The sequence below is a fragment of the Nocardia sp. NBC_01730 genome (assembly GCF_035920445.1).
Taxonomy (GTDB): domain Bacteria; phylum Actinomycetota; class Actinomycetes; order Mycobacteriales; family Mycobacteriaceae; genus Nocardia.
The window spans coordinates 7,919,822-7,932,078 of sequence record NZ_CP109162.1 but is presented as its reverse complement, the minus strand read 5'-3'; the positions used below and the strand labels follow the sequence as shown (position 1 = coordinate 7,932,078).

Below are 12,257 nucleotides of genomic sequence, written 5' to 3'. Positions count from 1 at the left end.
TGCACTAACCTTGAATCAGCAGATGAGACGGGTACTGAACGGAGTCACTGTGGGGGTTGAGTTCGCCGTGCTCGGCGACGTCCGCGTTCAGGTCGACGGACGGGATCTGGACATCGGGCACGCCCGTCGGCGGACCGTGCTCGCTATCCTGCTCGTCGAGGCAGGCCGGATCGTGACCGCCGACCAGCTCGTCGACCGAGTCTGGGGTGAGCATCCCCCCGTACGAGCCCGGCACACGCTCTATAGCTACCTGTCTCGGCTCAGGGCCGTGCTGAAGGACGACGTCGCAGGATTCGACATCGCTCGCAGGGGCGGCGGGTATGTGCTGCACATCGACACCGAAACCGTCGACCTGCACCTGTTCCACAGCCTCCTCGGACAGGCTCGCGAAGCGGCGGAAGGATGGCGAGCGCTGGCCCTGTTCGACCGCGCCCTTCGGATGTGGCGCGGCGTGCCGTTCGACCGGCTGGACAGCCCGTGGCTGGCGTCGGTGCGCGACCAACTGCGGGAAGAGCGGTTCACCGCCGAGGTTCAGCGTCACGACGTGGCACTGAACCTCGGGCTGCACACCGAACTGCTGACCGAGCTGACGACCGCGACGGCGGCGAACCCGTTCGACGAGCGGCTCGCCGGTCAGCACATGCTCGCCCTGTACCGATGCGGGCGCCGGACGGAGGCGTTGACGCGGTACCGCACGTTCCGTACCCAGCTCGTGGCGGAGATCGGCGTCGAACCCGGCGATCAACTGCGACGTCTGCACCAGCAGATGCTCGCCTCGGAGGTACCGCGTCCTCCCGCCGAGCGGCGAACGGTCGAGGTCTCGGAGCCGGTGCCGCGGCAGTTACCGGCACCGTCACCGTGGTTCGTCTCCCGTACCCGCGAACTCGGTTTGCTCCAGGACGCACTGAACGCCGCCGCGGGCATCGTCGTGGTGACGGGGACGGGCGGGGCGGGCAAGACGTCGTTGGTGCTGCACTGGGCGCATCGCGAGGCCGAGAGGTTCCCGGACGGACAGCTCTACGTGAACCTGCGCGGATTCGACCGAGTGGGCAGCCCACTGCCTCCAACGAATGTGCTGCAAGGTTTTCTGGAAGCACTCGGCGTGCAGCCAGAGCAGATCCCGGCCGGTCTGGACGCGCGGGCCGCGCTGTACCGCAGCCTGCTGGCCGGCCGACGAGTGCTGGCGGTGCTGGACAACGCCTACGACGCCGAACAGGTCAGACCTCTGCTCCCCGGCGACGCGAACTGCCTCACGGTGATCACCAGTCGGGACCGGTCTTCCGGCTTGGTCGCCCACGAGGGCGCGGTGCCCGTTCCCCTGACCGTGCTCGACGAGACCGAGGCCGTGTCGCTTCTCACCAGGCGACTGGGACCCGACCGGGTTGCCGCCGAACCCGACGCGGTGGCGCGGCTCGTCGCGCACTCCGCCCGACTTCCATTGGCCCTGGCGGTGGTGGCGGGCCGCGCGGTGAGCAACCCGGCGTTCCCGCTGAGCGCGCTCGCCGGCGAACTGCGCGACGAGCGAGCGCGGCTGGACGCGCTGGAGACGGACGGCACGACGTCGGGCGTGCGAGCGGTGTTCTCCTGGTCCTATCGCACGCTGAGTCCCGAAGCGGCCCGGCTGTTCCGGCTGTTGAGCCTGCATCCCGGCCCCGACTCGGACCGGTTCGCCGCGGCTTCGCTTGCCGGGATCGACCTGTCGCACACCCGCGCGCTGCTGAACGAGCTGACGCGGACGCACCTCGTGGACGAGCACCGCCCCGGCCGCTTCCGCTCGCACGACCTGCTCCGCGCGTACGCGGCGGAACTGGCCGAGCTGGAGGACACCGAGCACGACCGGCGAACGGCACTGCGACGATGCCTCGACTTCTACCTGCACACCGGGTTCGCCGCCGAACGGCATCTGGCACCGCACTGGCCACCGATCAAACCCACCGCAGCACAGGGCCACATCCCGCACCTACCCATCACCGACTACCACCAGGCCATGGAATGGCTCACCGCGGAGCACGACACGCTGCTGGCCGCGACGGCAGACGCAGTCCGCGCAGGCCTGGACGTGCACGCATGGCAGTTGCCCTGGGTGCACAGCACGTACCTGAGCAGGCGAGGATATTTGGCGCACCGCGCCGAGTCGCAGCGCACGGCACTCGCAGCCGCCGACCGCCTAGGCGACGACGACGCCCGGGCCTCTTGCCACCTCCTCCTCGGCAGAGCCGAAATCCTGTTGGGCAACCAGGACGACGCTCTCGAGCACCTGCAATGCGCCCTTGACCGCTACGCGCGCCTCGGCGACACCACCGGTATGGCCATCACTCATTTCTCCCTCAGCTCGGCCTACGACCTGTGCCAGTGCCACACGAGGGCACTGCTGCACGCCCGCGACGCGCTGCGGCTGTGTCGCGAGGCGGGCAACCACGTTTGGGAGGCGTTCACACTCACCGCCATCGGCTGGTGCTACGGCAAAGCAGGCCACCACGCGCAAGCCCTCGCCCACTGCATCGAGGCGAAACCACTACTGGACGGGATCGGAGACCGAGACGGCACCGCCCACAACCTCCACTGCCTCGCGCGTGCACACCACAATCTCGGCCAGTACACCGAGGCCGCGCGGTGCTACCGCGACTCACTCGTCCTGTTCCGCGAACTGGGTAGCCCTTATTTGGAGGCGAAGAGCCTCGACCACCTCGGCGATGCATTGCAGGCGGCGGGTGACCATTCTGGAGCGTTCGAAGCGTGGACCCAAGCACTCGATGTCCTCGAACCGCTGGCCCACCCTGACGCCGTCGAGATCGAATCGAAGCTCCTCAACGCCAGCGTGGGCCGGTAGTCGATAGACCGAACTTACTTGATCTCGAAGGTGGCCGACGTCGATGTGGATGCCGAGGGTGCGGGCCAGGATCGCTGCCGGGATCTCGGTGGCGAGTTGGAACACGGCGGTGCCACGTGGCCGACAGGTCGCGCATTTGTTCGACAACAAGGTCACGCCAGGATGCGGGACACCGCCGGCCCAACCAAGGCCCAACGTGAACCGCCCGCGGCGGGTGTGACCGAACCGTGGAGGATGCGCGCGATCATTGGGTTCTGGACCGTGTGGCCCTCAGTCTCCGCTGAACCACAGGTTACCGGCGCACACCGCATCGGGCCCCCGACTACGCTCCGCCCGCCCCTGGCCGCCAGGACGGCATCGACATCCCGGACGGCGGCCTCGAAGGAATAGTCTGCCGAACGCCGCGATCTGCCACGAGCCCGCTCGTCATAGGTGATGTGCCGGAACCCGGGGCCGAGTTCGGTGATGACCTTCCGCCAGTACCCCTGAGTGGCGAACTGACCATTGAGGTAGACCACAGGGATACCGGAACCGCCGGTATCGGTGACGGCCAGGGCCGTACCGTCGACCGGCACCATGCCGGTCCACTTCGAATCGGTCGAGGAGCTGCTGTTGTTCGTCATGACAGCAACTATCAGCGCCTGACCTGACACCGGCCAGACACCGGCCAGACACGGTGCTCCACCCGGTCGCGCCAAGCCAGGGTGCTGCCCGGCTACTGACGATCACGATCTGTCGCTTCCCACGGGAGAATTCGGCTGCCGTAACGGCGGCGTCGAAAACCGATGCATTCTTGGACATCGGTGGCTGAAATCATCGCTTGTCAACGATGTTTCCAACTCGGGAGCTGTCCATAAATATTCTTTGGTGAATCAGAACATGCCCTCGACTTGTGTCATCGACTGTCGGCATCGGTGAGGTGACGTTGGAACCACTCGGTCAGTCCGGCGTCCACCGTACGGGCCTGCGGGAGCTGGGGTGCCGGTTCGATGCCGGGCTCGTCGGCGAGCGGATGGGCCAACCCCTCGATCGACAGGAACTCGGTTCCTTCTCCCACCGCGTCGACCAGGCGCGCCGCGTCGGCACGCAGCGCCGGATGATCCAGTTCGCCGCTGACGACGAGCAGTGGCGCGCGCCCGGCGATACTGTCGGCATGGGCGATGAAGTCCAGGCTGTCAACGGCTCGGGAGGACTCGTCGTCGTACGGGTAGTCGCCCGGGAATAGGCCGACCACGGACCGCAACCGGATAGCAGCGTTCACGACCGCGCCAGCGAACACCGGGATCTCGGTATCGGTCAGGATCCGGAGCGTGACCACGCCTCCCAGCGAGCCGCCGAGCACACCGATCGGGCCGTCACCGACCGGCAGCTGTGCGCGGATCGAGGCCAACGCGGCGGGGAATTCCTCGGTCGCCTGACGGACGAACGGGTAGAGGGCGGACATCAGGACGTCCTTGCGCAGCAATTCCAGCCCGGCGTCCATACTCCCGTCGACCATGCGCGCCCCGCACATCGGCATACCGAGGTGCACTCGCCAGGCGGGCAGATCGTGCATCGGCAGCGCGGCAGCGAAGGCGGCGTCCGATCTCGGTGCGTCCAGCATGTGCCAGGTGATGATCAACGGTGCGGCGCCACCGCCGGCCGGTGGCAATGCGGTGAACGGCACGCCGGCGGCTGTTCCTGTAATCGGTGAGCGCATGTGCCCACGGTAGATCGGCGTGGGTGTTGCTGGGATCGGTTGCGCTGACAGCGAAAAGCGTCCGCGGTCGGATCGCCGACACGTCAGCCGAAGCGCACGCACGGCCCAGCGGCCTGCGCCTGGGGGTTCGGCACAGCCTTCAGGCAGCTTTCTCCCGCTGATTTCGTTCGATCGCGCCGTTCATAAATTGATCAGTTCTTGGACAGCGGCTGTCCGAGCGGAAGACCCAGGGCCTCAATGGATTCGCCATGTTAAAGAAACGTGTCGAGAATCGGCGGATCGAGGTCGGGCAGGGATGAACCTGAGCATCGGGCCTGATGTTCCATTCTGGAGCAGCGCTTTCGAGCAGCGGAGTCAGCTTCCTCGGTCCTAGCACTGCCGGCCTCCACGCGGGATCGGGCGCGGCTGTTCCCCGACCTCTGGTGAGGCTCACCCTCTGGTCTGGGCCCCGACCAGCGGGTACATCCGAATCCTTGGATTTTCCGCAGACACTACGAGGACCCCGCTCCGGGCGTTTGCCGTGTAGGTGACTGCGTCAACCTGTCAGGGCTTCGCTGTGATGGTGGCGTCAAAATCGGTCGATGCCAACCCTTTCCGCGCGTAGGTGGTGTCGAATTCCACTGATCGACGGTGTGTCGGTGACCGATGTAAACCAGTCAGGAGTGCCCGCGTGTCCCGTGAAATAGATTCCGCTGTCTTCCCGCATCTGGAGGCGGATCTGGACCGTGTCCGTGAGGTTCTCGGGCCGGTGCGGTTCGAGGGCCGCCCCGAGTTGACCGCGCTCACTGACGAAGGACCCGACACCTCCCGCCGTCTGGTGCGTCCTACGTTGACGTTGCTGTCGTACTACCTGCTCACCGATCCGGCGAGCCCGGCTGATGACCGGGTGATACGCGGCGCTGCCGCGGTGGAGTTGCTGCATCTGGGCTCGCTGTATCACGACGATGTCATCGATCACGCGGACCAGCGGCGCGGGCGTCCCAGTGCCAACGCGGTGTGGGGTTCGCATATGGCGGTCTTGGGTGGGGATTCGGTGACGTTCTCGGGTATGCGGATGCTGGCCGAGCTCGGTGGGCGTGAAGTTCTCGCGGGGGCGATCGCGGGTGAGCAGATGTGTGCGGGCATGGTGATCGAGGCCGCCGACCAACATGTGGCCTCCCGCAGTGAGCAGGCCTACCTGGACGCGATCGACGGTAAGACCGCGGCGGTGCTGTCGCTGGCATGCCGGGTGGGCGCGATGCAGGCCGACCACCCCGAGGAGCAGGAGGAGGCGCTGGCCGGGTTCGGTCGCCAGTTCGGGTTGGCTTACCAGTTGTATGACGACATCCTCGATTTGACCTCGACCGCTGAGGAGATGGGCAAGCCGGTCAACGCAGACCTACCCGAGGGCATCTACACGTTGCCCGTGATCCGCGCGGCTGCCCGCGACCGAAGTCTTGCCCGCCTGCTGCGCAGCGGAATGACAGGTGAGCAGGCCGCACAAGCCCGCGAGCTGGTCATCGCTTCCGGCGCCGTGGACGAAGCGCAGGCAGTGGCTGAGGAATTCATGAACCAGGCTGCCGGTCAGCTCGCCGGCCTGCCCGTCGACCCGCGCGCCCGCCACGCGATGATCGCCTGTGCCCGGTCGGTACTCGACCGGCGAACGCCCCGCCCTGTCGTCGCCGGGCCCTCTACGCAGCCACCCCCGGCCGATAGTGAGCTGGTTTCGCCGCAGACCAGGTCGTGGTTGAGGAGCTGGGTGGTGAACACCGGCCTGGCAGTCTCCGCGGCCGAGGCCGACTACCACCGGTGGACAGGAGCGGTCCAGTGGTCTGCACAGTCCTTGGCCTCGGCGGGCGCGGCCCATGAACAAACCTTCGCCGGGATCGCCGTGCTGATCGCGCTGTGCGACGACCTGTTCGAAGATCCGCGGCTGAAAGACACGGAAGCCGTAACCGCGCTGAGGCGTGGCATGGTGGCAATGCTGCGCCAGGATCCGCAGGCACCGTGGCGGCCCGGCGCCATCGCGACGGCGTGGGCGAGTTTATGGCCGCGTCTGCGGGAGGGCCGCAGCGCCCGCTGGCAGGAACGGTTCCTCGACGACCTCGAGCAGTGGTTCGAAGCCTGCGAACGCGAAGCGCACCATCGCATCAACGGCTACATCCCAGCCACCGCCGACTACCTGCCGCTGCGGAAGTCGACCGGTGGATTCGATTTCGCCATCGCCTGCCTGGAGGTGTACCGGGACCTGGAACTGCCGACGAAGCTGCGCCGCCATCCTATGATCCGCCGTCTCGAGGAACTGCTCTGCTGGGTGGGCTTCATGGAGAACGACCTGGTGTCACTGGATCAAGACGAGACCGACCATGTCCCCTACAACCTGGTCAGGGCGATCCGTCACGAACGGGGTGCACCCGCAGCGAAGCCGTCGAGCAGGTGCAACGCCAGATAGCCGAGCAACGCGCCCAGATCGACGCGGTATTCCGCTACCTCCCCGCGCTGCTGCGCATGGTCCCCGGCCTGTCGGGCCAAGGAAAGGAATACGGGCCGATCTACGAGATGATGATAAACGTAGGTCGCGGTGTCGAAGCGGCCCTCGGAAGTCGGGCCGGCACGCAAGTTCTTCGCACTCAACGATGCGGGACGCGAAGAGCTCGCGAAGTTCTGGGCGAAATGGGAATACGTTTCAGCACGCATCAACGAACTCAGGGAAAGTGACACATGAACGTCTGGGAGACAATCACAGGAAGCGATCTCACCAGGGAATATAAAGCCTTCGAGGCCCGGGCCGGTGCTCTTCCGGCCGAATATCGAGCGGCGTGGGAAGAAATCAAGACCCACCTGTTCGCTCACTCGGGTGGCACGGGTCGCAACCTGATGCCGATCCTCGACGGCGCCCTGGGATTGCTCGAGGAAGCAGCGTCGGACGGTCAGCGGATCAATGAAGTGCTGGGTGCCGACGTCAAAGGCTTCTGCGCGGCGATCGCCGGTGAAGAAGGCGCCAAGACCTATCGCGACAGATGGCGCGAACAGCTGAACAACAACGTCGCCAAGAAACTGAGCAGGCTGGGAGACTGAGATGGGAATTCGCGACATCATCGAAGGCAAGAAGCAGTGGCGGGCGCACAAGGCACGGGTCGAGGCGCTTCCACCCGGTTACCGGATCGTCTACGAGGAAAGCCAGAAATATTTGTTCAAGGTCGGCCCGGTCGATCTTGCCGACGGGAACCTGCTGTCGGGGCTTGTCGAGTTCTTCGAGGAAGGAGCCGCGGCCGGTAAAGGGGTCATAGAATTGATCGGCAACGATGTCGCAGCCTTCTGCGATGACCTCATCAAGGACTCACCGACCTACGCCGACATCTACCAGGAGTCCGTCGGCAAGGAAATCGGCAACCGCTGACCAGTCCGCTTCACCCGATCCAGAGACGCCTCCATCCGGGCCGGACCGAGATGACACCGCGGCGGCTATGCGGAAGTACCAGTCCCCCAACTGAATCGCCGTGTCCAAGAAACGTGTCGCATCGACGTAGATCGTGAGGTTGGGGCACTCCGGCGCGAGAATGACGTGGATCGGTCTGCGTCCAGCGCCGCATCGCCTTCGTTCGCGCGGACGTCAGCATGGCTTCATGAGGCCGCCACAGCGTCCTCGGCGAAGAGCCCACGCTCCCCGCGGAGCGGACTCCGCACGCTACACGGTGTCGTGAATGCTCGAGACGTGGTCGGCGACTGCCCTTCACGCTGACCTCTGCTCCCGTTGTAGTGCGCAAACACGTGTAGCCCGTGAGCTATGCGTGTAGCACATGGGCTACACCATGCGGCGCTCGAGTGCCTACCTGAGCGCCGGGGCGGTATGGTGCATCCGTACCCACACGTCATTCTGACTAGTTGCCTACATGTCATTCTGACGTGCTGTCTCGCCCAAGTGAGGTTCCGAAACTTGACTTAGAACGGAACATGGCTTGCGGCTTGACAATGTACGAGCATCCGCTCGGGTAAAGAGGGTTTGGCCGCTACCACATGCGGCCTACAGAGACGAAGGGCTCGGACCGACGGCGGACACCGCCGATCCGAGCGCTTCCAGATCACTGACGAGGCGGCGTATGCCTACTAGCTCCAACCGCGCGCAGTGACACAGCTGACAGCCTGGCCATCAGGGCCAGGCTGTCGCTCTGTGTATAGGAGCACCACACCGATATGGCGTCGAGTCCCCAAGCGATGGCATGGCACCAACGAGTCCAACGTCTAGCTGGCTCCGCTCGATCGGGGGACGAGTCCCCTTCTCTTGCGGGGTTCGGTACTTCGGGCGGATCCAACGGACCTCCTACTGCAGTGGCCACCACCTGTGGCCAGGTCCGAGTTCCTTCCGGTTATCGAAAGGGATGTGCAGCAAGAGGTTCGACCGAATAGTGAAGGCGAACCGAGCGCCAGTCTAGAGGCAAGTCACTGCATTCACGTCCTGGCCAGCTGCGTCCCGCGTTCGGCCCGCCGATGCCGGTATGCGCGTTGTCGGCAGGCGTTGCTGCAGTACTTGCGGCGTCGACCTGTAGGGCCCGGGTAGAGACGTCGGGAGAAGATGATCATGCGGTGCATACGGAGGTCTGACCAGCCGCGGCCGTACTGAACGGGCAGCTCACACGGGCATTGCGGGCAGCGTTCGCGCCCGAGCGAAGGGGTGTAGCCGTGGTGTTCGCACCAGGTGAGCGGTCTCGGCCCCATCCCGATAGCGGGATCCCCGATCCCCGCGGCGAAATCCCCGATCTGCTGGAGCATCCGATCACGGTCGGCTGCGTCCAGCTCAGCGAGCACCGTACTGAGTTCTCCGCGCCCTAGCATCCACGAGATGATCCCCCACACGATGCTCTGAAACGCCCCGGTAACTGTCAAACCGGATGAGACGGTTCAGGCTACGAATTCTGTGGCGATGTTCTCCTTCGCTGGTTCGTTGATCCAGGCTGCTTTCGGCAGCTTGGGCGGTGTCGGTGGATGCCGGAATCGGGCCGGGTTGGCGGTGTAGGCGGCGGTGAGTACCTCTGCTCGCCGGGTGCGGATGGGACCGGCGGTGCCGTCGTGAACCGTCGCGGGAGTGTGTAATCCGATCCCGGAGTGGCGGTGCTGGGTGTTGTAGTAGGTAAAGAACGCCTCGCAGAACCGCCGTGCCTCGCTGATCGAGGCGAACTGTTGCGGGAACGCCGGGCAGTACTTCAGGGTCTTGAAATTCGCTTCGCTGTAGGGGTTGTCGTTCGATGTCCGCGGCCTCGAGTGCGAACGGGTGATGCCCAGATCGATCAGCAGCTCCGAGACCGGTTGGCTCCAGCTCGTGTGCTTTTCCCAGCCGCGACGCCATCGACGGCGTCGCAGCCAGCACCGCCAAGTACCTGCACCTCGACATCATGGACGGTCACTACACCCCCGCGATCAGCTTCGGCATGCGCACCGTCGCCGCCATCCGCCAGCACACGGCGCTGCCACTCGATGTCCACCTGCAAACCCTCAAACCCGAGCGCTACATCGACGACCTCATCGAGATCGGGGCCGACCGGGTCTGCTTCCACGTCGATGCCGCCACCGACGTCGGCACTGCCCTCGACACCCTCCAAATGGCCGGCATCCGCAAAGGGCTCGTACTCAACCCCGACCTCGGCCTCGAACTCCTCGACCCCTACCTCGAACGCGTGGACTTCCTCGTCCTCATGACCAGCCGACCCGGCACCAGCACCTTCGATCCCACCGTCCCGGACAAGATCCGCACCCTGCGCACCACCCTCCACACCCGGCACATCGACACCGTCGAACTCGTCGCCGACGGCGGGATCACCACCATCACCGCACCACAGACAATCGACGCCGGAGCCGACACCCTCGTCGCGGGCAGCGCCATCTTCAATTCCACTGGCACCGACCTGTCCACAGCGGTCCACCGCCTCGCCCAACCCGTCCAGACCGCCGCCACCGTGCGGGAACACTGACCGAATCAGCAGGCAGTCATGCGAAACAGCGAGACGCACCAGCGCGTGGCCGCCACAGGCCCACCCGGCACCACACGGGATACGCTGGTGCCAACGCCGCCGCTGCCACCTGGCCGGTTCTAGTGGACTAGTCGAAAACCGTTCCAGCCCCCCACTTTGCGACCCATATAGAGGCGTCGAATCCGTAGCGCAACGCAGGAGGAGCCCATGGTGTCGCAGACACCCGAGGCAGTTGTGATCGACATCGTGACCCAGGTAGACGACGAGACGCTGACGGCGCTGACGGCCCTCCTACCGCAACTGTCCACCACCGCAGCACCTCTGACCCGTGATCTCCTGGAGGCGATCATCGATTCCCCCTCGACGCGGCTGCTCACTGCACGTGTCGAGGGAGCGATCGTCGGCGCGCTGACACTGGTCATATACACGATCCCCACCGGACTGCGAGCACGCATTGAAGATGTCGTGGTCGACCAAGCCGCGCGAGGACACGGCATTGGACGAGGTCTGACCACCGCTGCGCTGGCCATCGCGAAAGAACACGGAGCGCGCACGGTCGATCTCACGTCGACCCCGAAGAGATCCGCAGCCAACCAGCTCTACCAACGGCTCGGATTTGCCCCACGCCAGTCCACGACCTACCGCTTGACTCTCTGACCTATGTCGAACAGCCGCTGCGACAACGCCGATCCGACCAAAGGACCCTGGATGGACAACGCTCAACCGACAGCCGAGACCCAGATCCGCCAACACGCCATTGCTCTGGCCGCCCTAGCGCACAACGGCCTCGTCTTCTCCACCGACGTCTTCGACCGGCAACGCTACGAACAGGCCAAACAGATATCCGCCGACCTGCTGGCCCTCATCAGCAGCGGCACCGTCGAGGACCTGCACCAGAACGTGTTCCTCGAACAGGGCTACATGACACCCAAAGTCGACGTCCGTGGCGGTGTCTTCGATGACCAGGGCCGCATCCTGCTCATCCGCGACCGCAGCGACGAGAAATGGACCCTGCCCGGCGGCTGGTGCGATGTCCTGGAACCGCCCTCACTCGCAGTCGAACGTGAAGTCCACGAAGAATCCGGTATCGCCGTGCGCGCCCGCAAACTCGTAGCCTTGCACGACCGCGACGTGCAAGGCCACCAGCCCGCCTTCCCTTACCACGTGTACAAGCTGTTCTTCTTGTGCGAGACCATCTCCCACGGCCAACCCAGCCCTGTCGAGACCATGGAAGTCGGCTGGTTCGACGTCGACGAGCTGCCCGAACTGTCGACCACCCGGGTACTCGACACCCAAATCCGGCTACTCCACGAGCACTGGAACAAGCCAGACCTACCAACCGTGTTCGACTGACAGAGCCATGCCCGAAGTTCACCTAGCGGGTATTGGCGGCGAAGCCGTAAGCCCTGCCGACCGATCGACCGAGAGGCCCCGACACTCCCTTCGCCGTACCCCTCGTCACGGCACCGAGGGCGATCGTGGGCCTCGCGGCACCCCATTCGAGCGGCAGGGCGGGTCGGATGACTCCGCGTCGTCAGGCTCGATCCCTCATCCATTGAATTCCCTTGGGAAGATGGGAAGTTCGGTGATTCACTAGTTCCGTGTCCGAACCGCAGGATGTGCCCGCTGAGGTGATCGACGCCCTATGGGATCAGGTCGGTCCTGATGTCGACTCAATGCTAGAGCGTGTCCGTTCCGTTCGTGCGTTCCAGACCGCTCCAGGATCTGTTCTCGCGGGTGACGACGCAGGGTTCAGACCTACCTCCTACTCTGTTAGTGCGGC

General features: G+C 65.1%; 11 protein-coding genes and 1 pseudogene. 8 read left to right on the top strand and 4 right to left on the bottom strand.

Translation table 11 applies throughout. The features are described 5' to 3' along the window. Positions 1-22: 22 nt before the first annotated feature. Positions 23-2,830: an AfsR/SARP family transcriptional regulator gene (locus tag OHB12_RS33045; RefSeq protein WP_327113982.1), complete on the top strand. Its 2,808-nt coding sequence runs from the start codon at positions 23-25 to the stop codon at positions 2,828-2,830. A 152-nt stretch (positions 2,831-2,982) separates the two neighbouring features. On the opposite strand, the gene OHB12_RS33040 is transcribed toward OHB12_RS33045, so the two are convergent. Both OHB12_RS33040 and OHB12_RS33035 read right to left on the bottom strand, forming a co-directional pair. Continuing rightward, complete coding sequence (locus tag OHB12_RS33040) at positions 2,983-3,453, bottom strand: alpha/beta fold hydrolase (RefSeq protein ID WP_327113980.1); 471 nt, start codon at positions 3,451-3,453, stop codon at positions 2,983-2,985. A gap of 272 nt (positions 3,454-3,725) precedes the next feature. Continuing rightward, positions 3,726-4,529 carry an alpha/beta hydrolase gene (locus tag OHB12_RS33035; RefSeq protein WP_327113978.1) on the bottom strand — a complete coding sequence of 268 codons (804 nt, stop codon included), beginning with the start codon at positions 4,527-4,529 and terminating at the stop codon, positions 3,726-3,728. 670 nt (positions 4,530-5,199) lie between these two features. On the opposite strand from OHB12_RS33035, the gene OHB12_RS33030 reads away from it, so the two are divergent. Then, complete coding sequence (locus OHB12_RS33030) at positions 5,200-6,960, top strand: polyprenyl synthetase family protein (protein WP_327113976.1); 1,761 nt, start codon at positions 5,200-5,202, stop codon at positions 6,958-6,960. Here the strand turns inward: OHB12_RS33030 and OHB12_RS33025 are convergent. After that, positions 6,906-7,205, bottom strand: a complete 300-nt coding sequence (locus tag OHB12_RS33025) for a hypothetical protein (RefSeq protein WP_327113974.1) — start codon at positions 7,203-7,205, stop codon at positions 6,906-6,908. The genes OHB12_RS33030 and OHB12_RS33025 overlap by 55 nt on opposite strands. A 24-nt stretch (positions 7,206-7,229) precedes the next feature. On the opposite strand from OHB12_RS33025, the gene OHB12_RS33020 reads away from it, so the two are divergent. The 3 genes from OHB12_RS33020 to OHB12_RS33010 all read left to right on the top strand — a co-directional run bounded on the left by OHB12_RS33020 (position 7,230) and on the right by OHB12_RS33010 (position 9,338). After that, the gene (locus OHB12_RS33020; protein WP_327113972.1) at positions 7,230-7,586 is read left to right on the top strand and encodes a DUF1048 domain-containing protein; all 357 of its coding nucleotides are present in this window, start codon (positions 7,230-7,232) and stop codon (positions 7,584-7,586) included. Position 7,587: 1 nt separating this feature from the next. After that, entirely contained in the window at positions 7,588-7,908 is a 321-nt protein-coding gene (locus OHB12_RS33015; protein WP_327113970.1) for a DUF1048 domain-containing protein, read from the top strand. Between the two features lie 1,280 nt (positions 7,909-9,188). After that, positions 9,189-9,338 (top strand): hypothetical protein, encoded by a 150-nt coding sequence (locus OHB12_RS33010; protein WP_327113968.1) that lies wholly within the window; start codon positions 9,189-9,191, stop codon positions 9,336-9,338. Positions 9,339-9,407: 69 nt separating this feature from the next. On the opposite strand, the pseudogene OHB12_RS36530 reads toward OHB12_RS33010, so the two are convergent. After that, positions 9,408-9,818 (bottom strand): annotated as a pseudogene (locus OHB12_RS36530) (integrase core domain-containing protein); the annotation flags it as partial. A gap of 32 nt (positions 9,819-9,850) precedes the next feature. Here OHB12_RS36530 and OHB12_RS33000 point away from each other — a divergent pair. The 3 genes from OHB12_RS33000 to OHB12_RS32990 all read left to right on the top strand — a co-directional run bounded on the left by OHB12_RS33000 (position 9,851) and on the right by OHB12_RS32990 (position 11,827). After that, positions 9,851-10,474 carry a ribulose-phosphate 3-epimerase gene (locus OHB12_RS33000; RefSeq protein WP_327121700.1) on the top strand — a complete coding sequence of 208 codons (624 nt, stop codon included), beginning with the start codon at positions 9,851-9,853 and terminating at the stop codon, positions 10,472-10,474. 207 nt (positions 10,475-10,681) lie between these two features. Continuing rightward, the gene (locus OHB12_RS32995; RefSeq protein WP_327113966.1) at positions 10,682-11,131 is read left to right on the top strand and encodes a GNAT family N-acetyltransferase; all 450 of its coding nucleotides are present in this window, start codon (positions 10,682-10,684) and stop codon (positions 11,129-11,131) included. Positions 11,132-11,182: 51 nt separating this feature from the next. Beyond that, positions 11,183-11,827: an NUDIX hydrolase gene (locus OHB12_RS32990; RefSeq protein ID WP_327113964.1), complete on the top strand. Its 645-nt coding sequence runs from the start codon at positions 11,183-11,185 to the stop codon at positions 11,825-11,827. Positions 11,828-12,257: the final 430 nt, after the last annotated feature.